Annotated in this window: 19 protein-coding genes; 5 read left to right on the top strand and 14 right to left on the bottom strand. The window is 48.2% G+C overall.

The window, feature by feature from the left end:
* Positions 1 to 36 precede the first annotated feature (36 nt).
* From QZT80_RS13895 to QZT80_RS13865, 7 genes are all read right to left on the bottom strand, one after another.
* The gene (locus QZT80_RS13895; protein WP_295122815.1) at positions 37 to 1,146 is read right to left on the bottom strand and encodes a glycoside hydrolase family 88 protein; all 1,110 of its coding nucleotides are present in this window, start codon (positions 1,144 to 1,146) and stop codon (positions 37 to 39) included.
* 6 nt (positions 1,147 to 1,152) lie between these two features.
* Positions 1,153 to 2,328, bottom strand: coding sequence for a glycoside hydrolase family 76 protein (locus QZT80_RS13890; protein WP_295122812.1), 1,176 nt, complete (start codon positions 2,326 to 2,328; stop codon positions 1,153 to 1,155).
* A 10-nt stretch (positions 2,329 to 2,338) separates the two neighbouring features.
* Positions 2,339 to 3,469 carry a SusE domain-containing protein gene (locus QZT80_RS13885; RefSeq protein ID WP_295122809.1) on the bottom strand — a complete coding sequence of 377 codons (1,131 nt, stop codon included), beginning with the start codon at positions 3,467 to 3,469 and terminating at the stop codon, positions 2,339 to 2,341.
* A gap of 28 nt (positions 3,470 to 3,497) precedes the next feature.
* Positions 3,498 to 5,291 (bottom strand): RagB/SusD family nutrient uptake outer membrane protein, encoded by a 1,794-nt coding sequence (locus QZT80_RS13880; protein ID WP_295122806.1) that lies wholly within the window; start codon positions 5,289 to 5,291, stop codon positions 3,498 to 3,500.
* Positions 5,292 to 5,309: 18 nt separating this feature from the next.
* Positions 5,310 to 8,615, bottom strand: coding sequence for a TonB-dependent receptor (locus QZT80_RS13875; protein WP_295122803.1), 3,306 nt, complete (start codon positions 8,613 to 8,615; stop codon positions 5,310 to 5,312).
* Positions 8,616 to 8,881: 266 nt separating this feature from the next.
* A complete protein-coding gene (locus tag QZT80_RS13870; RefSeq protein WP_295122800.1) occupies positions 8,882 to 10,054 on the bottom strand; it encodes a FecR family protein in 1,173 nt (390 codons plus the stop codon).
* Positions 10,055 to 10,133: 79 nt separating this feature from the next.
* Entirely contained in the window at positions 10,134 to 10,721 is a 588-nt protein-coding gene (locus QZT80_RS13865) for an RNA polymerase sigma factor (RefSeq protein WP_295122798.1), read from the bottom strand.
* Between the two features lie 225 nt (positions 10,722 to 10,946).
* Here QZT80_RS13865 and QZT80_RS13860 point away from each other — a divergent pair, with 225 nt between their 5' ends.
* Positions 10,947 to 11,564: a YceI family protein gene (locus QZT80_RS13860; RefSeq protein ID WP_295122796.1), complete on the top strand. Its 618-nt coding sequence runs from the start codon at positions 10,947 to 10,949 to the stop codon at positions 11,562 to 11,564.
* 62 nt (positions 11,565 to 11,626) lie between these two features.
* On the opposite strand, the gene QZT80_RS13855 is transcribed toward QZT80_RS13860, so the two are convergent.
* The 3 genes from QZT80_RS13855 to QZT80_RS13845 all read right to left on the bottom strand — a co-directional run bounded on the left by QZT80_RS13855 (position 11,627) and on the right by QZT80_RS13845 (position 14,713).
* Entirely contained in the window at positions 11,627 to 12,664 is a 1,038-nt protein-coding gene (locus tag QZT80_RS13855; RefSeq protein ID WP_295122793.1) for a lactonase family protein, read from the bottom strand.
* 108 nt (positions 12,665 to 12,772) lie between these two features.
* Positions 12,773 to 13,579: an SDR family oxidoreductase gene (locus tag QZT80_RS13850; protein WP_295122790.1), complete on the bottom strand. Its 807-nt coding sequence runs from the start codon at positions 13,577 to 13,579 to the stop codon at positions 12,773 to 12,775.
* A 405-nt stretch (positions 13,580 to 13,984) separates the two neighbouring features.
* Complete coding sequence (locus QZT80_RS13845) at positions 13,985 to 14,713, bottom strand: DUF4197 domain-containing protein (protein WP_295122787.1); 729 nt, start codon at positions 14,711 to 14,713, stop codon at positions 13,985 to 13,987.
* Positions 14,714 to 14,888: 175 nt separating this feature from the next.
* Between QZT80_RS13845 and QZT80_RS13840 the strand changes: the two genes are divergently transcribed.
* Positions 14,889 to 15,896 carry a DUF2167 domain-containing protein gene (locus QZT80_RS13840; RefSeq protein WP_295122785.1) on the top strand — a complete coding sequence of 336 codons (1,008 nt, stop codon included), beginning with the start codon at positions 14,889 to 14,891 and terminating at the stop codon, positions 15,894 to 15,896.
* Between the two features lie 391 nt (positions 15,897 to 16,287).
* On the opposite strand, the gene queG is transcribed toward QZT80_RS13840, so the two are convergent.
* Complete coding sequence (gene queG / locus QZT80_RS13835; protein WP_295122782.1) at positions 16,288 to 17,214, bottom strand: tRNA epoxyqueuosine(34) reductase QueG; 927 nt, start codon at positions 17,212 to 17,214, stop codon at positions 16,288 to 16,290.
* Between the two features lie 83 nt (positions 17,215 to 17,297).
* On the opposite strand from queG, the gene QZT80_RS13830 reads away from it, so the two are divergent.
* A complete protein-coding gene (locus QZT80_RS13830; RefSeq protein ID WP_295122779.1) occupies positions 17,298 to 17,507 on the top strand; it encodes a hypothetical protein in 210 nt (69 codons plus the stop codon).
* A 41-nt stretch (positions 17,508 to 17,548) separates the two neighbouring features.
* Here QZT80_RS13830 and QZT80_RS13825 read toward each other — a convergent pair whose 3' ends face one another.
* The gene (locus QZT80_RS13825; RefSeq protein WP_295122776.1) at positions 17,549 to 18,268 is read right to left on the bottom strand and encodes a 3-ketoacyl-ACP reductase; all 720 of its coding nucleotides are present in this window, start codon (positions 18,266 to 18,268) and stop codon (positions 17,549 to 17,551) included.
* A 140-nt stretch (positions 18,269 to 18,408) separates the two neighbouring features.
* Between QZT80_RS13825 and QZT80_RS13820 the strand changes: the two genes are divergently transcribed.
* Both QZT80_RS13820 and QZT80_RS13815 read left to right on the top strand, forming a co-directional pair.
* Positions 18,409 to 19,278, top strand: a complete 870-nt coding sequence (locus tag QZT80_RS13820; protein ID WP_295122773.1) for an aldose 1-epimerase family protein — start codon at positions 18,409 to 18,411, stop codon at positions 19,276 to 19,278.
* Positions 19,279 to 19,571: 293 nt separating this feature from the next.
* Positions 19,572 to 19,772 carry a hypothetical protein gene (locus tag QZT80_RS13815; protein WP_295122770.1) on the top strand — a complete coding sequence of 67 codons (201 nt, stop codon included), beginning with the start codon at positions 19,572 to 19,574 and terminating at the stop codon, positions 19,770 to 19,772.
* Positions 19,773 to 20,104: 332 nt separating this feature from the next.
* Here the strand turns inward: QZT80_RS13815 and QZT80_RS13810 are convergent, their stop codons facing one another.
* Positions 20,105 to 20,470, bottom strand: coding sequence for a hypothetical protein (locus QZT80_RS13810; RefSeq protein ID WP_295122768.1), 366 nt, complete (start codon positions 20,468 to 20,470; stop codon positions 20,105 to 20,107).
* Positions 20,471 to 20,500: 30 nt separating this feature from the next.
* Positions 20,501 to 20,797, bottom strand: a complete 297-nt coding sequence (locus QZT80_RS13805) for a GNAT family N-acetyltransferase (RefSeq protein ID WP_295122766.1) — start codon at positions 20,795 to 20,797, stop codon at positions 20,501 to 20,503.
* Between the last annotated feature and the right edge of the window lie 241 nt (positions 20,798 to 21,038).

Raw genomic sequence — 21,038 nt, 5'->3', positions numbered from 1 at the left:
CCCCGCTCCTTCTTTTTCAACCAATGTTTGAATATTTTATTCCGCCAGCGCAGTAGCACACCATAATAAGGGTGCCTGTCCGTGCAAATCGCCTGTAAGGCGTTTGCGATCGAGATAGTACTGTTTATCGTTCTTTTTGTTCGTGCCTTCACACACGTCCCTTACATCTCCATCCTCGTTTATGTAGGATACAAGTGCGAGCCATGCTTTACGGGCGACAGGGCCATATTCTTTCCCATCGAGCCATCCTTTCTTCACACCGGAAATCATTGCATAGGCAAACATGCCCGTGCAGGAACTTTCGGGCCACGACGAGGGCTCATTTATCAGTTGCCGCCACATACCCTCGGGCGACTGGTACTGCTTTAACGACGCCATCATGGTACGGTAACCTTCGAGTATACGTGAACGGTATTCACTGTCGTCCGGCAGGCTACGCAGCAGTTCGGTCATACCCGCGGCCATCCAGCCGTTACCGCGGCCCCAGAAGTAAGGAACGTCAGGGGCGTGATAAAACAGACCGTTGGGACGCTGGATAGAATCGAGGTACATCACCATTTCCTTTGCGGCACGGTCGATGTACTTGCGGTTGCCTGTAGCCAGGTAAGCCTGCGACTGGACCGCCGTAATCATGAACATGTCATCTATCCACAACCGGGTTTGCCAGCTCATGCCCATCAACAACCATTTCTCATGACTTTCTTTAGGCGCCTGCGGTAAGTCCCACTGCGAATCGGCAAAAGGTTTACCCATATCTAGGTAACGCGGCTCTTTGGTTTGAACGTACAATTGTAAAGGTACGGTGCCGAAAACGTTGTGGTCCACATGGTCTTTTTTCGGCACCAGCTTTTGCTCGGTGGTAAACATCGGCTCAAAACGATTGCGCAGCTGTTGCGTTAATTCACTATTCTTTGTAACAGCAGCAAACCGTAAAGCTCCAAGCCAGGCACATACCTCGGGATAAGTAATATCACCGGGCGGTTTCGGGCTGCCAAAGTTGGTATGCGGCGTGGCGATAAAACGTTTCGTTACCTTATCTCCCACATCTTTTGCAGAAAAGCCTTTGGGGAACTTCTTCAATTGTTGCTGCGCCTGCAGCGTTGTTACGCTTACGAACAGCAATAGCGAAAACACGAGTTTATACATACTTGTCTATTTTTTGATCATCCCCTTTTTCTCCAGTTCACACAATGCTTCGAACAACATCACGCCGCTCAACTGCACGGAGCAGTCGAGCGTGGCTGATGCTGGCTGTTTACGCCAATCTGCATCGAAAATGTATTCTGGTTTACGGATACCTTTAGCGAAAAGACTTTTACCGTTACGTTCCATGTACTGAAGATAACTGTTCTTCGTTTCCTCATCAAGATTACCATCCACGATCATACGGGTTAAATAACGGATGAAGATGCCTTTAAACAGGCCGCCATCGCCGGTATTTTCTCCTTTCAACACACCATTGGGCGAGAACTTTGTGAGATCGTTCACCACGTAGTTGGCCGTACGTAAGGCGTTGCGGAGATACTCCTGGTTACCGGTAACGCGGAACAGTTCCAGCGCCCCGCCCATCCAGGTACCCTGGTTATACGTAAGCACCATACTCACATTCGTATTGGGTGTAATTACGCCATTAGTAACGCCGGTACCATCGTACACGGTGCCATTAGCCGGATTGATCAGATACTGCCGTTGCCAGTTATAGATCTTTTTCGCCCATTCAAGGTCATCGGCATTACCATTCAATTTATACAACCTGGCGGCAATGATTATCGCAGGCCCGTTGGAACAGGCGTTTTTAGAACCGGGCGAGTTCTTCTCCCACATTATACCACCGCCGGCAAGGCCTGTCCAGCCTTTCTTTATTTCTGTCCATAATGTTTCGGCAAGCGTCTTATAACTTTCGGTACCGGTAGCATCGTATGCACGTAACAGCGAAATCACCAGCCATTCCATATCATCATAAAAGTTGTTCACCCACTTATTGCCGTTCTTTTTGTACATACCGTCCAGTAACTGGTCGAGTCGGGTAATGTAAGCAGCGTTGCCCGTACGATTGTAACCGTCTACCAGTACATCCACCGCATGTGCGTTCCACCAGTAGTTAAAGCCGGTATGGCCGCCGTTATTCTGCAGGTAATAATGCTCTGTAGCCGACCAAAACTGTTTATCTAATGCCAACTGACCACTATCTGCCGCCAGCGCAAAGTTGTAGTCGATAGCAACCGGTGCGGGCTCCTGTTTATCAGGGTACCCGCGATCGATTTCTTTACTGCAACCCGCTACCAGGCTGGCTAACAGAATAACTGTAATACTCCAATTCGCTTTCATGGTAAAGGGATTAATAAGTGATTTCATGTGTGTAAGCCCCGCCGGTGCCGAACTTTACATAGATATTGGCTTTCGTGGATTCCTGCCGCAATTTATAGGTATAGTCCCATTGCGAGTTATCTACTGGCAGCAGGTAATAGTAAGCAGCGGCAGTGCCGGATGTAGGCCGGGCATCACTGTTTTTGGCAGAATAACCCAGGTATTTCACCGACTCCACGCCCTGCATGTTCACCTCCGTTACCTGGAACTTGTACCGCTCATCTTTACCCCACGATGCGTTGGCGAATGCCAGTGGCGTATTCAGCGATTGCCAGGTGCCACTCTTGTCATAAGTAAGCGGTATCGTTACTGCATTATGGAACGCGAACCAAAGTCCTACCGCCTTAATTTCGGCCATAGCCACTTCGCCCGTATTAAAATCCAATACGATCCGGTACACCTTTGGCGTAGTGACCGGACTGTTCGCCTCGGCCGCATCCCCAATTACATTCCCGTCTATCACGTACGACTCCGGCGTACCAGTAAGCGTATTCACAAAATGATAGGTACCTGCCGTTAAAGACGTGTAAATCTCAAACACACCATCTCCCGTCTTCTTTAACTTAATCGCTTTACTGATATCGGTCCCTGCCTCTGTAGCCGATCCCGAAATATACACCTCATTAGGATACCCGGCAGAACCTGCAGGACGCTCTAACTCTATCACACGTACTTCTGCTGAGTGGGCCTGCTCCACACCATTGGAAGCATACACGCGCCATTTCAGTTTACCTTTGGCAGAGGGCGCGATGCCTGCATTCGCAGCTATTTTATTCAGTTGCTGATGTGTGAGTTGTAACCTCGACACGATACCACCACTATCTGTTTGCGCGGTATACAAAGGTGCCGAAAAGTCACCGCTCTCTTTGTCGATCTGGAGTTTGTAGTACGACAGTGTATAATCGGCGGTTTGCGCCTTATCCCAGTCGAACAGCACGGTGGCATTACTCACCCTGTCCAGCTTAACAGACATATTATTCAACGGCGTCACCAGCGGTGGCGGCGTCATTTTGGTATGAACGTTCCGGTCGAACGGGTCTTTTGTACAGCCGGCCGTTAGTATGGCGGCTATCATTGGTATATATAGAAAACCTGATTTCATGTTGTAATTACATTGGATTAGATAATGATTACCAGCCTGGATTTTCCACCAGGTTTTTGTTCCTGTTCAGTTCCGACTGCACAATGTTCCACAGGTAATATTTTTTATCGAAGGTGCGGGTTTCGAACAGCGTTCTTCTAAAGAACTCGGCGTTGGTTTTACCCTCGATGTTCATTCCGTAAAACGCACCGCCATCGGTTTGTTCGGCTATTTTCCATCGACGGGTATCGAAGAAACGATGGCTCTCAAATGCCAGTTCTATCCTGCGTTCGCGACGGATCGCCTGCCTCATCGCGTCCTGCCCGGTTGGTGCGGGTAAAGCAGCATCTCCGTACAGCGGAATGCCTGCCCTTTCGCGTATCAGGTTCAGGTACTTGAGAATATCAGGATGTGTAGGATCTGACTCGTTCAGTGCTTCTACATAGTTCAGGTAAATTTCCCCGAGGCGCATATGCACTTCCATTCGGCCGGCAATACGGTTCTGTACCAGGTCGGAGCTGGGATGTGCAAATTTGCGCATGCAGTAACCCGTACGCGACCAGTTGGCGCCTGAATACTTACCGCTGTTACCACCGTTTGTCATTTCTACGGTAATAGGCTGCCCGCCTGCACCGGCAACAGCATTCAGCCATTTGGAACCATGGTAGGTAATGGCGATGTAAAAACGCGGTTCACGGCCTACGTACATATTGTACGTATTAGCCGTTGTGTAAGCATCTGCCGCAGTAGAATAACCTGTTTCCACGTAACCAGACAGCGGATCGGTAATGGAGCGGCCATTCGCCATAAAGAAATCGTCGACCACCTGTTGGGTAGGCCCCCAGGACGACCAGCCGCCTACTTTATAAGGCGATCCGTTTTTGTCATGAGAGAACATGTCCGACACCCTGGCCATAATAATTTCCTTATTCCAGTCGGTCAGGAACACGTTTTTGCAGGACTTCATCGCATCGATCTTACCATTGGTCATTTCTTTGTATAGCTCAAAATATGGCATATCTATTACCGCTTTCGCGGCCGCGGCCGCATCGCTCCATTTGTTCACATCTGCCTGCTGACTAATCAGTTGCTTCCCGTCTTTACTCAGGAACTCTGCGTAATCAGTATTACCGTTAAACAATGGGCTGGCGGCGTACAACAGTAAACGTGATTTATAAGCGAGTATCATTGCTTTTTTAATGCGCTGGTAATCGCGCGTATTACTTTGCCATTCGGGTACATCGGCCAATGCTTTGTCCATTTCGCCGGCTACATACTTCACGCAATCGTCGTAGGAAGAACGGGGGATGCTCATCTCTTCTATAGTTGCATCTGGCGCAATGGTTTTCTCCGGCATAATTACTACCGGGCCGTATTGGCGCATCAGCATAAAGTAAAAGTACGCCCGCAGGAAGCGCGCCTCGCCTTTAAACTGTTGCAGCAGCTCTGGCGTCAGTTCTTTGTTCTCGTCTACATGCTCGAGGAAGAAACTGGCCGAACGGATGGCTTTGTAATAGTGCGTCCAGTAGTTGTAGTCGCCCCGGTTACGGTCCCAGTTGCCCAGGTTCATGGCATACGTTGCGTAGTTGTTGTAGGTAACATCTATTTCGTCTGAAAGACCTTCCCATGGCGTGCCGGTGTTCCAGTCGGTTTCTGAACGTATCTGGTTATACACGTTTGCCAGGTATTGTTCGGTGGTTACCTGTCTTTTAAACACATCGTCGATGCTCAGGCGGTCGTCGGGCACCTGGTTAAGAAAATCTTTTTTACAGGAAGATGCCACCAGCATCATACCTGATAAAAAGCAGGCGGCTATGAATTTATATTGTCTGGTAAATTTCATGATCCGTGGAATTTTAGATTAAAAAGTGACATTAAAACCAAGGCTGTAGGTTTTGATGTTGGGGTAGTTTAACCCTGCGCCATTACCCATTTCAGGATCGTACATCTTGAAAGGACTGAACGTAAGCAGGTTGTACCCGATAAAGTAGATGCGCATACGCTGCACGGCCAGTTTCGATAATGTTCCCGGCGGAAGTGTATATCCAAAATCCAGTGTTTTTAAACGGAGGAAATCACCTTTCATAATCCAGTGACTGTTTTCTGCGCCGTAGTTGTAATTGAGGCCGCTGCCGTATGCCAGGCGGGGATAAAATGCGTCCTGCCTTGGGTTATCTACCGTCCAGCGATCTTTTATGTTCGCATAGGGCGTACCTTTTGCAGCACCGTTCTTAAAGGGCATAAACTCACTATCGCCCAGGTAGAAGTCTACCAGGCCTGCTCCCTGCCAAAAGGCACCGAGTGAAAATCCTTTATAACTAAGTGTTGTTCCAAAACCATAAATCAGTTTGGGTACAGAGTGGCGGCCTATGGGCACACGATCATTATCATCAATCACTTTATCACCGTTCATATCCCTGAACTTAATATCGCCGGCCTGCACTACACCGGTAGTTCTGGCTACATTTTTATCGTCGATCTCGGCTTGTGTATAATAACCTTCGGCGATGTAACCAAACCGCTGTCCGATAGGCTGTCCGCGCTTTTCGAGCCATGAATAAGGCTGAATGGGATCATCATTCTCTATTACCTTGTTCCTGTTATAGGTAAGTGTGCCACGGACTGACAAACCAAACTTCGCCCACTGTTTATTGTACTCAGCAGAAGCATCTAAACCACTGCTGTTCGCCGCGCCGAGGTTGCCGAGCAGGTTGCTTTGCAAACCGGTAGTGGCTGGTACGGCCGCACGGGAAAGGAAGATATTGGTACGTTTGCGTTCAAAATAATCGAGTTGGATCAGCAACGCATTGTTCAGGGTCTTAAACTCCAGCCCCAGGTTCAGGTCTTTGGACGTTTCCCAGGTTACACTGGCCGCGTAATCCTGGATCTCTATACCGCCAATTCCTCCACCTCTGTCCTGGCCATAGTTATAACCAGTTACAGTTTTTGTAGTGCCGATGTAGGCAAAACGGCGACCACCAATAAGATTACTGTTACCCACAATACCATAAGACGCACGCAGTTTCAACAACTGCACATAAGGTATCAGTGGTTCAAATAGTTTCTCGTTAGATATCACCCAACCCACGGCCATGGAGGGGAATGCACCGAAACGTTTATCGGGCGCGAAGTTCTCAGCCCCGTTGTAACCAAAGCTTACTTCTGCGAGGTAACGGTCGTTGTAAGAGTAAGTAGCACGTGCCACCATACCTAAACTGCGATAAGGTAATGACCCGATAAGATCGCCTGCTGTAGCGCTCACCCTGTCGTTCTGGTTAAACAATACCATAGCGCCCACATTGTGTAAGCCGAAAGTATTGTCATAACTCAATGCACCTTCGAAATAAAACTGGCGCGAGCCACCAGACGTACGCTCGAAACTCAGGTAGTCGGAACCGCCATTGTTATCTGTACGTTCCAGTATCAGGTCGCCATTGGCGTCGCGGCTGCGGGCGTAATAGCTGTAGGGCGATTTGAGGCGCGCCATCCTGTTTTCGTTGGCGGCGTCAAAGGAGTACAGGATACGGGCGTTCAGGCCTTTGAGCCATGGGCTAAGGTCCTGCCGTACGCTAATGTCCGAATTGATCTGGTTGCCGTAGGTGTTTACATAACCACGATTGGTAAGCAATGCCCAGGGACTGTTTAACCCACCGCCCGTAGAGGTAAACGGCTCTTTATTGTCCGGGTACATTTTGGGATAGATGGTTGGATAAGTATCAAAGGCTTCACGGAAGATTTCGGAAGTACCTGTTCCCGGGTAGTTACCATTAGAAATGAACCCTTTGATATTAAGATCGATATTGGTAGTACGCGTAGCCTTGATGTTCAGGCTGGAGGCGAAGTTGTAACGGGTAAACGCGATCTTGGAATCGTATTTCTGCAGGTTATCTGTTTTAAACAATCCCTTTTCATCATAAAAAGAGGTGGATACATAAAACTGAGCCTTATCAGAACCGCCCCTGATATTGAGGTTCGCTTTGCGGTTGTGTCCAAATTGGTTGAACAGCTCGTCCATCCAGTTCACATTGGGATGCAGGTACGGATCTTCCTGGGTCATCGTTTTACGGATGGCCTCTTCAGAATAAATAGGCGTACCACCGCGGGTTACGCTGGCTTCGTTCGCCATTTGCAGGTAAGTAACACCATCGGTTACCTGTGGAACGCGGGTAAAGGTGGTAAGGCCCTGGTAATAGTCAATATTAATATCCGTTTTACCGGCACGGCCTCTTTTGGTGGTAATAAGGATTACACCATTGGCGCCTTTAACACCGTATACAGAAGTGGAAGATGCATCCTTCAGAATGGTGAACGTTTCAATATCGTTAGGGTCCAGGTTGTTAAACGACCTTTCCACCCCATCTACCATGATCATGGGTTTACTGGCGTCGGAGTTCAGCGTGGCAATTCCCCGTATCCACAAATCCGCTCCATCAAGCCCGGGTTCTGCAGACCGTTGTACACCTACAATGCCCGAAATACGCCCTGCCAGTACCGTGGTGATATTGGCTACAGGCTGCTTGAGTTCCGATACCGAAAGACTGGACTGTGCGCCCAGTGTGGCTATTTTACGTTGCTTTTGTCCGTAAGCCACTACCACTACTTCGTCCAGCGCCTTCTTATCTTCCAGCAATACCACATTGAAGTTACGTGTGCCGCCCACTACAATTTCCTGTGGCAGGTAGCCAATACTGGTTATCACGATCGTACTGTTCTGCGGTACTTTCAGGATGAAGTTGCCTTTTTCATTGGCCGTTACACCGTTCATCGTGCCCTTTTGTTTCACGGTAGAGCCGATCAGCACCTCCCCTTTCTGGTTGGCCACAAAACCGGTAACAACGATCGTGGAGTCGGCCCGTTGTACCGCTACCGGCAAGGGTTTCCGTTTAATCACGATCGTCTTTTCCACCAGCGACCAGGTAATGGGCGTGCCTGCAAAACATCGCTCCAATACTTCTCCCAGCTCGCCCTTACGCACATTCAGCGTAACCAGCGGGGTCTTTTCCAGCAGCTCGTCTTCACACAAAAAGAAAAGGCCAGTTTGCTTCTGAATTTCAAAAAATACACTATTCAGTGGTGCATTCACTACGGAGAGCGACACCTGCTGCGAAACGCCTTTGGCACTTACAGAAAGGCATGCAGCCAGCATAATAACAGCGGTCCATCTCATTATCAACAAGATTTTTGGTACGCACAGGGCGCTAGATCGCCTGCCCTTGTGGGGATCGATAAATAACATAAATTTGTCCGGTTAGGTAAATAATCAGTTGTTCAAGTCGATTGGATATTACCTTACATCCAGCCGGGAGCATTAGGCCGCTTCCGGCTTTCTATTGCATACATGGTAATAACGTGGTACATGGGTACGTGGAATGTTAATCAGTCATTTTGTGGTACTTTTTGGTTGAATGAATAATTAAGTGGAAAACATTAGCCTTAGTTGAATTTGATATACACTTTCTTGCCTTCTATCCTGAACTTTACATTATTATCTGCTGCTTCAAGTATTTTCAGAACGCCTGCCAGCGTGGTATTGCGCGACATGATACCCACAAACTTCTTCTGTGGCACCCCGCCTTCAAACACTGGTTCCACATCGTACCAGCGCACTAACTGGCGGAATATCTGGTTGATGTCTGCCTTCTCGAAATAAAACATACCGTCTTTCCAGGCCATTACTTTAGGCAGATTGGCCTGTTTAACCGCAATGGCACTCCCTCCCTGCTTCAACACACCTTCCTGCAGTGGTTTCAGTAAGGTATTGGCTGATCCCGTTTCCAGCCTTACCGCTCCGCTTACCAGTGTGGTGCTGGTATACCCTTCGTCATCATAGGCCATCACGTTAAAACTGGTGCCCAGTACGGTAACGGTCATATCGTTCAGCTTCACCTTAAAAGGCATGGCCGCGTTTTGGGCGACCTCGAAGTAAGCCTCTCCCTTCAGCTCCACCAACCGTTCTTTTCCTCTGAATGCAGTTGGGAAATGCAACGATGAAGCGGCATTGATCCATACTTTAGTACCATCGGGCAGTGTAATGCGAAACTGTCCGCCACGGGGCGTATTCAGGGTGTTATACACCACCTCGCCCACATCGTCTTTGGCCTGGTAGGCCAACTGACCGCTATCCAGCTTAACTACTTTTACATTGCCCTGGGTGCCCAGGTTACCGTTTTCAGCTTCGTCCAAACTAATTACCGAGCCATCGCCCAGTGTTAAGGTGGCTCTGTTGCCACCGGGTTTAACGTCATGAATGAAAGGCCCACCGGCTACTGTCGAAGACTGTTGCCGCATATGCTGCATCATCATCCACCCACCCGTAACTACCGCTGCCAGTATAACGGCAGCTGCCGCGATTCGTAACCACCGCATACGCACTATCCTACCGCGACCGTCTATCGCATCCAGCCCCGCTTCTATACGGCTGGCCAGGTGTTCGGGCATGGGTGGATATAACTTATAACTATCGGGCACATCGCTTAACTGCAACAGCTGGTGATACGTGCCGGCATCAGCCGTTTGCAGCCACTGTTCGAGGCTGGTAGCTTCTGCTGGCGACAACTGCCGGGCAGCATGTTTTTCCAGTAAGTGAATGATGGTTTGCTGGTCCATATATTAATAAGACTGATGAGCATTAAAAGTGGATACCTTTTCCTGAAAAAAAGTTTTTACGGGTCGCTAAACCGTTTTATTACAGGGTCATTAAAAAAACGAGTATTAGTCCCCAGTCTGCATGATCTTTCAAATGGTCCTTCATCTGGCGGATGGCGGCATAGAGATGTTTTTTTACCGCAGCGCGGGAAACGCCAAGGGCGGCCGCTATTTCATCGAGGCTCATATCCTGCTGGGCGCTCATCAGGAAAATAGTTTTTTTCTTATCAGAAAGCTGGGCAAGGGCATCGAGGGCGATGCGGTGGTATTGATTGAAGAGTACCTCGTTATCCACCAGGTTTTCGGTTTCGGGACTACTGCCGGCCACTACTTCCGCCACACGGTTACCGGTAAGGCGGCGGCGGGTTACATCCAGCAGGCGGTTTTTAGCCATGCGGAACAGGTATTGCTCAAATGAACGGATGCCGATAAGGGTATGCCTGCGCTCCCAAACCTTTAGCAAACATTCCTGTATTACCTCTTCCGCATCTTCCTTTGACTGGCAGAAAAAGAAAACGAAATTGTATAAACGCGGGTAGTACTGCCGGTAAAGCATCGAGTAAGCAGCTCTATCGCCATCTGCCACACGAAGTAGCAGCGCATTTTCATTTTCAATGGGTGGAAGCATAACAGCAGGGTACAAAATAGTAAAAAGCATCAAATTATACGGCCGGGGCTGTAAAAAAGCGGGAAAATGCGCCTTTATTCGCTTACTTGTTAACAGGGCGTATCAAAGATCATATAGTATTTCGCCCGCTCACTTCAGCTCTAAAAACAATCATTCCAACTTCCCCCGGACCATCCCCGGCAAACCACCTTCTATCTTTGCGCCTCATTTAAACCTCAAATCAACATGAAGCACACCTATTATGCATTGTTAGTGGGCCTGGCGATGATCGCCGGCTGTAAAAAAGAAGACGAAGGCGATGATTACGAACTGGTCGCCTCACAATCGGTAGCTGAATGGAAAGGCTATCTGAAAACCGGTTATTATAATGAAGGAGAGATCGGTGTAAAAAGTATTTCCCTGAAAGTGCACGAAGATCGCGTGATTGGCGGTACTTTTTATCTGCCGTTAAATACGATCAAGAACCTCAACCTGCCTACTGAGGACCTGAAAACTGAATTAGTAAATCACCTGAAAAGCGCCGATTTCTTCGATATGGCGAAGTACGCGAACCTGCAGTTTAAGATCTCGAAAATTGCGGTTTATACCGGCGGCACTACTGGTGCTGTAGATGGCGCGAACTATACGGTTTCGGGCAATCTTACAATGGTAGGGAAAACACTACCTATCAGCTTTCCCGCGAAAATTAATGTGGCGAACGGACAGTTGTCCCTGGCTGCTTTGCTGAAAGTGGACCGTACGAAATGGGGCATGACTTACGCTACGTCAGATACGTTAGCAGATGATAAGCGGATTATGAATGATATTGATATTGAATTAAACCTGAAAGGACAGAAGAAGTAAATAAAAAAGGGGGCTGGTTATATCAGTCCCCTTTTTTATTATGAAGTGATCAGATCATCAACTTAAGGAATAATAACGCATACCGGTGCAGGCACTTTAATGTTTTCACCCGTATCCTTCAATTTGCCGGTGACCTTATCGCGTTTAAACACCACGATGTTATTAGTAGCCTGGTTAGCCGACAATAAAAAGTCACCGTTCTTCGTAATGAGGAAGTTACGCGGACCTTTACCACCCGAAGGTTCGTGCCCAACCAGCGTTAATTTACCATTAGCCCTGCTGATGCTGTATATCGCTATGTTATTCAGGTCGCCGCGGTTAGTCATGTACAGGAATTTACCATCGGGAGAGATATGAATATCGGCGCTGCCGAAATTATCGCCCTTATAATCCGCCGTATTGGAAGATATAGTTTGCACGGCATCCAGCCTGCCCACCCTGTATTCAAATGCTGTTACATGTCCGCTGATCTCATGTACCACGTAAGCGTGTTTACCATCGGGATGAAACACCAGGTGCCTGGGGCCACCGCCGGGCGTGATGCTTACAAACGGCACTTTAGCCGGCGTAAGTGGCTGCGCCGCATCCGGGTTGTAATCATAAATCATGATCTTATCAGTACCCAGGTCAGTAGCAAACACCTTTGTACCCTGGGGCGAAAATACGATCTGGTGTACATGTGGTTCTTTCTGCCGCGAAGTAACCGGGCCCGAGCCTTTTTGATTGATCACCTGTACAGCAGCACCCGCCGTACCATCGGCATTTATAGGTAATACGGATAAACTGCCACCGCCATAGTTAGCCGTAATGATATGACGCCCGTCCTTATCAATCGACAACTGGCAGGGGCCGCCACTACCAACCGGCTGCTCGTTCAGCAGCGTTAGTTTACCTACGGCCGCATCCCACGCAAAAGCATACACGCTGCTTTTGCTTTCGCTCACCGCATAGACAAACTTACCGTTAGGCGCTACCGCCACGAACGAAGGATCTTTCAGTCCCTCCGCCACACTCACCTGCTCCGATTTACCGGTAGCCGTGTTAAACTTATAAACATATATCCCTTTGCTTTCACCGGAGGTGTAAGTACCAACAAGCATATGAACATCCTTTGGAAGTTGTGCAAGCGCTGCCGCCCCGGACGTGAGAGGGGCCAAAAACAGGCAGCATTTTAAAAAAGTATGACGCATAAAGTGTAAAATATCGATTTAACCGTTATCTGCAAAACCAGGATAAAGCGTCATGCCCCCATCGATGTAATGCGTAGCGCCTGTTACATAATCACTATCGTCCGAAGCCAGCCACAGTGCCTGTTTCCCAACATCTTCCGGTTTACCGATGCGGCCATATGGAATAAGTTGCAGTAATTTATTAAGCGCTTCGTCAGTTTCCCAGGCTTCTTTATTGATATCGGTTTGGATAGCGCCGGGCGAAATACTGTTCACCCTTATTTTTTTCGGTGCCAGCTCCTGTGCCAGTGTTTTCATCAACAACATCACACCACCCTTGCTGGCAGCATAGTTTGCATGCCCGCCCCAGGGAATAATATCGTGTACACTGCTGATGCAGATGATTTTACCGACCGCGCTGCTAACACCGCGCAGCCCCTGTTTGAGGAAAATATTCACCGCTTCACGGGCGCAGAGGAACTGCCCGGTCAAATTCGTATTGATCACCTCATTCCATTCATCGAGGGTCATTGCATGAAAAGCCCTGTCGCGCTGGATGCCGGAGTTGTTCACCAGGATGTCTAAAAAGCCGTATGTGGACAGGCATTTATCAAACATATCCTTCACATCCTGCTCTGTTCCTACATTTGCCTGAAAGGCAAACGCCTTGCCCCCTGCCGACACAATCTCATTCACCGTTTCTGCGGCCGCTTCCTCATCGGAATTATAGTTAATCACCACATTTGCCCCAGCCGCAGCCAGTTCTACCGCTATAGCCTTTCCCAGTCCGTTACTCGATCCTGTAACGATCGCGGTTTGTCCTTCCAGTTTACGCTTTTTTTCCACCTTGTGTTTTTTTTGGGTAAAGAATGATAACAACAACACCGGGGCTCCAAATACTATTCCATCTATTTCAAAGATAAACTACAGCGATCATACTTCAGTAGATATCCCCAAACGTTGTATTGACAGCCGTTGGATTTCTGCTAATTTTACGATCGTTCGGCCAGTGGCCTGTTCATAAATATCATCATCCACCTGAAACTTTCTACTGCTACACATTTGTACCCGTTACAGGCACTTAAGTGCTGGTGGTAAAAATCATGTAAATGGAGAACAAAAGGGATGAGACGACTTTTCCCGTTAAAAGGTGTGGCCGGCTAGCCGCACTTTTTTTATTCAGGTTGATGCGGTAGCCGGGCATTAAAAAAGGCAACCCTTGCAGGCTGCCTTCCTATTGTTTTGTACGATTTATTTGTTCTGTGCCAGCGAACTGCCGAACACCGTTTTTAGCAATTCTGTCACCCTTGCCGCCGGATCTCTGCGGATCTTCAGCTCTTCCTGCGCTACTTCATGAAAGATGCCCGATATCGCCTTTTCCGTTACATACGCCGTAAGGTTAGTGTTAACCGGTGTTTTAGAGAACCTGTTGTACACGGTAAATACATCTTCCCAATATTTGGTCGCATCTACATTTTTCAACGCCTGCTGTATTACAGGACTGAACGCGTTGGTTAATGCTGATGTGGTTTTGCCTTTAAAGTACATAGTGGCCGACGAGTCGCCGCCCCTAAGTATACCCACTGCATCTGTAATGGTCATGCCCTGTATGGCACTAACAAAGATAGGGGCCGCTGATTTCGCAGCCTCTTCGGCCCCACGGTTCATCGCCAATATAGCCTTATCCACTACGCCGCCTAAACCCACGTTGCGCAGGGTCGATTCCACTTTCAGCGCCTCGGGCGGCATTAATATTTTAAGGGCAGCATTGGCAAAAAAGCCATTGGCGGCAGACAAGCGGTTAGCACTGTTCTGTGTACCGATGGTAAGGGCCTCTTTAAGTCCGGACGCTATTTGCCAGGCGTTAGGCTGCCCTGTGGTACCGGTAGTGGTTGGAAGTCCGTTTAGGATTTGCTGCGTTGTTTCACAACCAGAAAAAAGAAGTACCGCTGCAGCGGCCGATAATAGCAGGCGTTTCATATTTAGATGTATTTCTATGCTTTGAGAGGCAAATATAATACCTCTTTTCTATACCGGGCACCGCCATATTGATAAGTAACTGTAAATAAATTACATGAAAAAATAATTGTTAATAAGTAGTTATATATAACACTTATCAGCTATTTTTCGCATCTTGGCAAAAATTTCAGCAATAATGTTCAGAATCGCCCTTTCCCTTGCCTTGTTAATCTGCCTTTCATTTGGCGTTAAGGCAGCGCCTCCCGAAGACAGTACCACTGTTTCCGAGGCCGAACAACAGGCCATCGACTCCATCGTGGCTTCTTACAAGTACAAAACCGGTAAAATTGAGATCAGTAATGGTGAGATCGTGCTGAATGTACCAGCAGGCTTCAAGTTCCTGGATGCCGCGCAGAGCAAACAGCTGCTAACCGACATCTGGGGTAATCCACCCGAAACATCGGAAGATGCTTTAGGTATGATCTTTCCCGCCAACACCGATCCTTTTACGCCCAACAGTTATGCCTTTATCGTTTCTTATGACGAAACCGGCTTTGTAAAAGACGAGGACGCCGATAAGATCAACTACGACGACATGCTGAAGCAGCTGCAGGAAGACGAAGTAGAGGCAAACGCGGCCCGCACCAAACTGGGTTATCAACCCATCCACATGGTGGGCTGGGCGCAAAAGCCGTATTACGACAAGAAAAGGAACGTGTTGCACTGGGCTAAGGAACTAAAGTTCGGCGACGATGAGGTGAACACCCTTAACTACGATGTACGTGTACTCGGCCGTAAAGGTGTATTATCCCTCAAAGCCATTGCCACCACTACAGAGCTGGCGCTGGTAAACAAGAACATCGACCAGGTCCTGCATATCGCGTCCTTCAACAAAGATTTTACGTACGCAGACTTCAATCCAGGTGTGGACAAGATCGCTGCGGTGGGTATTGGCGCCCTGGTAGCAGGTAAAGTACTGGCCAAAGTTGGTTTCTTTGCTGTTATCCTCAAATTCCTCGCCCCACTCTGGAAATTCATCGCTTTAGGCTTCGTAGCCCTGATCGGTGTGTTCCGTAAATTTTTCACCGGCCGCAGGAAGAAGCAGGAGGAAACTGCTGAATTGGCTACGGAAGAAGAAGTGGTTGCAGCAGAAGAAGTAGAAGCCACTGCGCCTTCTGCGGGTGCAGAGCAGGAGAAACACTGATAAATATTGTTTCATTAACATATCGGAGTGCTGCCTTACGGGGTGGCACTCTTTTTTTGCAGTCCACTTACCGGCAGTATAGGGGTTTCCTAATGTTTTCCTGATGTACCCCTGGTGTGGGTTCATGCCAAAAGCATGATAAGAGTATGCCGGGTGTATCATCAGAGCCTGGAGAGAGTATGCTGAGAGTATGCTGAAGCGGAGGGTAAGCGGACGGTTAGACACGTTTTAGACGTGCGGGTGTGATTACGACAGCTGTCCAATGTTATTACTGCCGCTGAAGGGAGTGACACAACGGCGGCTTAATAGCATGACCAAAGCTTGCTCACCCCATGTTCTCCCAATAACGAAAGGGCAATGTAAGGGCAGGGAAAGGGCCAGGGATAACCGGCTAGGGTTTCAGGAACGTAAGATTGCGGCGGATACCGGCAAATTTGCTGCGTTTTAGCGGGGAATGGCGGAAGATGCGTTTGAATTCCTCCTCAGTCATCTCCTCCCACTGGCTGGTGGTAAAGTTCAGTATTTCGGGAATGGGGGTAAAGTCGAGGTCGTTATGCGGTTTGGAAAAGCGGTTCCAGGGGCATACATCCTGGCAAATGTCGCAGCCAAACATCCAGTCCTCAAACTGGCCTTTCATTTTATCGGGTATCAGTTGATCTTTAAGTTCGATGGTGAAGTAGGATATGCAGCGGCTGCCGTCTACCACGGTGGGCGACGTTAAAGCGCCGGTAGGACAGGCATCGAGGCACTTGGTGCAGGAGCCGCAGTAGTCGCCCGTAATAGGATCGTATACCAGCGGCACATCCACGATCAGCGTGGCGATAAAAAAGAATGAGCCAGCCTGTTTGTGTATCAGGTTCCCGTTTTTGCCGATCCAGCCTAAACCGCTCTTTTTAGCCCAACTCCTTTCCAGCACCGGGGCCGAGTCCACGAAACCGCGGCCATGCACCTCCCCGATCTGCTCCCGCATGTCAGACAGCAGGTGGTTCAGGCGTTCGCGTATCACTTCGTGATAATCCTTCCCATAGGCGTACTTCGCGATCTTTGGGGCCTCTGCCGACTGTTGCTGTGGCGGGTAGTAATTAAGCAGCAGGGTGATCACCGACCGGGCATCGTCCACCAGTTTACGCGGATCAATGCGCTTGTCGAAGTAATTCTCCATATACTGCATATTGCCATGCATGCCCTTATTCAGCCATTGTTCCAGGCGATAAGCATCTTCATCCAACTGCTCCGCTTTGGCAATGCCACAGTGGTCGAAGCCGAGTTCACGGGCCCGTTGCTTAATAAAGAGCGTATATTTTTCTGCCGGAAGCATAAGAGCTGCAAGGTACAAACTTTTTCTGCCGTTGGTCGTGGCATGCCGATTGATATGCTATTATCAGCCAAAACACACTAATTATGAAAACATTCGGAATCGTTCTAATTGTACTGGGCATAGCCATGATCGTATTCAGGGGCTTCAATGTTCAAACTGAAAAAGAAGTGGTGGACCTCGGCGCGGTGGAGATTAACAAGAAAGAAAACAGGTGGATAGGATGGCCTACCTATGCCGGCGGTATTATAGCCGTGGTAGGTGTGGTGTTGGTTTTATCCGGCAGAAAGAAATAAAAGATACAGCGCCCGCTTCATGTAGCGGGCGCTGTTATATTTTAGGGGTTAGTTGACCATAAACCGGCCGACTTGATCACGATCCTCGGGTTCAGTTTCAACTGGCTTACTACGAATTCCGCCAGGTCTTCGGCCTGCATTACCTTATCCGGGTTACCATCCGTCAGCTTCAGTTCAATGGCCATATCCGTACCCACCGTGCTAGGGGTAAGTGCGCTTACGCGGATGTTGTGTTTACGTACTTCCAGCATCAGGGATTCTGTGAGTCCGAGCAGTCCGAATTTAGATGCACTGTACGCGCTTGTAAGCGGGGCGCCCCTTTGACCGGCTGTAGACGATATGTTGATGATATCTCCGCTTTTACGGGCGATCATGCCGGGCAAAACAGCCCTGGTTACATAATACACTCCCATCAGGTTTACCTGGATGATCTTTTCCCACTCTTCCGGCTCCAGCTCCAGGAAACCACCGAAGGAGGCGATGCCTGCATTGTTGAGCAATATATCTATCTGCCCAAATGACGCCTCCAGTAATGCAACCGCTTCATCAACCGCCTTCCTGTCCGACACGTCCGCTACTGCCGTTACCACTTTCACACCTGCATCCTTAAGCGTGGCCGCTGTTTCCTCTATCGTTGCAGCCGAACGTCCCATCAGGCCGATGTTTACACCTTCTGCTGCCAGCGCTGCCGCCAATGCCTTTCCTATTCCTCTGCCACCGCCGGTGATTACCGCTGTTTTCCCTTTTAATGACCCTGCCATATATCCGAGTTTTATTTGCCTGCAAAGTTAGGGGAAAGGGTCGTACCAATTCACCTGCCCGTTGTATAAATCAGGGTTACTTTTCCATAAACAGATGCGGCGGTATATATTTGCACCAGTTCACCGAAAAACACAGGCATATGCAGTACTTATCCAATGAACAACTCAGCATCAGCATTAGCGAAAAAGGTGCGGAATTACAGAACATCAGGCGCAACGACCTGCAACTCGAATACCTGTGGAGCGGCGATGCAGCTTTCTGGGGAAAGAAAAGCCCGGCATTGTTCCCGGTAGTAGGCGGATTAAAAAACAACCAGTATACACATAAAGGCCATGTATACACGTTAGGCCGTCATGGGTTCGCACGTGACCAGGTGTTTACCGTTGCTGAGGAAACCTCCGGCAGCATTACTTATACACTCACCGAAAGCGAAAGCTCACTGAAAGTATATCCATTTAAATTTAAGTTCAGCATTCGGTATACACTTGATCGCGACACGCTCCACGTGAATTATATCGTAGAAAATACGGGAGATGCGGAACTCCTGTTCTCTGTTGGTGCGCATCCTGCATTTAAACTACCGCTTACAGGCGACACAACGTTCGACGATTATTACCTGGAGTTCTCTAACGTGGAGAATACAGGTAAATGGCCACTGTCGGCGGAAGGACTGATAGAATTGAGCCCTGAGCCTTTGTTGAATAACACACAAACGCTGGCGCTTACCAAACCCATGTTTTATGCAGATGCGCTTGTATTAAAGCACATGGCATCTGATAAGATCAGCATCAAAAATGATAAAACATCTCATGGTGTGGAGATGCATTTTGAAGGGTTTCCTTTCTTCGGTATATGGTCCGCCAAAGATGCAGATTTCCTTTGCCTGGAGCCATGGTGCGGCATTGCCGACTCCGTAAATGCAAGTGGTGAACTGGCGGAGAAAGAAGGTATACTATCGTTAGTACCAGGTGCTTCCTGGAATAAACAGTGGTCAGTTAGCTTTTTTTAGATAAGATAAAAATACGCTGAAATACAGGCAGCTGCGCGGTTTCGTGCAGCTGTTCTTTATTTAACACACTTAAGTGGCCATGTTTAGAAAATAATATTTCTATGCACTTAAAAAAATTTATGTTGTTATCCGAACCCCTACTTTTGATCTTGTTGATGCGAAAATAAAAAGCAAAAACAAAGAGTATATGCAGCTCCCAACTGCGATACTACGGTTACGTTAGCCCTCGTTCCCGGTATTTTAAGCACCATATTTTTCACTGCATGGCGATATGCCGGCATAAATACTTCATCATGAAAAGGATTGTCCAGACACATGAAGCAGCGTTACTTCATCACACATTATTAATGCCCGTACCACCGGCATGTAACGGGCAGTTACAGCATCACAACATCAACGCCCTGAGGCAGAAGAAACCTTCTTTTGTGCAGACGGAAGTACACGTCCGCTATAGCCGACATGCGAGATATGGCTTCCGTCAATGCCCGCTATAACGGGGGTTTAAGTGGGTAACAAGGCTGTTACCGGTTACGGAGCAGCCTTGTTATAAAATCAGTTTACATGGCAGCAAGTGTAATACCGAAGGCTGCCCGGGTTGTTAGGGTGGCCTTCATCTAAACGATCATCACGATGTCCATTTGGGTAACTTAACTTTTCAACAGGGTCCGCAAGTGGGGTTATTATGGCGGGCCATTGTGATCAGTTAATAAAAGGTACTCTAGTACGCGGCGCATCATTTATGCGCGGCAGCGGGGTACATAAAAAAGAAGGCGGTACAGTTTCCTGTACCGCCATATATAAGCTCTTTGTGAAAATCGGGCGTGTATTAGTCCAGCAACTGCCGGAAAGATTTAAACTCTTTACGTAACTCGGAGAATAAGCGATCAAACTGTTCCATATCTTCCTGTTGTATTTTTTCCAGCACAAGCAGTTTATCAGTATCGGCTCCATCCTCAGACATCAATTTGTCTACTTTGGAGATTTCCCCGAGTTTGTCGTTTACAACTACTTTGTGGCGGATCAATGCATTCTGAAGATGCTCCAGCTGGATTTTCTGATCGGTCGTAACGGCTTTGGGAGACAAGTCGGTAAGCTCGGCTTGCAGTGCTTTGATCTCCTTTTCCGATTTTAACAGGTCTAACTTCCAAAGCTGGTGTTGCTGGTGAAGTTCATCAAAATTCTTAACGGACATGTTATTTATTAGTTTTTAGATAATAAAGATTTAAACATGAATACCGTGCGCGAGCACTTTTTTCCATTGGGGATACTGGCGAATGAAGGCGGTTACATAGGGGCACAATGGCACCATTTTGAGTTTGCGGTCGGCAATCATTTCAAAAACCCTTTCCACCAGAGCTTTGGCAACACCATCCTCAAATTGAGCAGGTACGTCTACGCTGGTGAGGAACATACGTCCTCCTCCCATCATATATTCAACTTTTGCAAGTTTGCCATTTACCCGCATTTCGAATTGGCGCGCGCCCTCATTTTCAACTACAGCAATGTCATTCAGGTTCATATAATGTATTTAAATATAATGATAATCGACAGTTTGGTGGGGAAAACAAGGCGAACAGGGAGTAGGTTTAATTACAAGACAGGTGCAAAGATACGAAATTTCCTGCTAAACAGTACAGCATTGGCAGATGAAGGGGGCTGGCAGGGACCAGCATTCGTGAGAGGCCTGTCTCTTATACACATCTCCGAGCCCACGAGACTCCTGAGCATCTCGTATGCCGTCTTCTGCTTGAAAAAAAAAA

The sequence above is a fragment of the uncultured Chitinophaga sp. genome (assembly GCF_902168175.1).
In the GTDB taxonomy this organism is placed as follows: domain Bacteria; phylum Bacteroidota; class Bacteroidia; order Chitinophagales; family Chitinophagaceae; genus Chitinophaga.
This window is presented reverse-complemented; position numbering and strand designations above follow the sequence as displayed.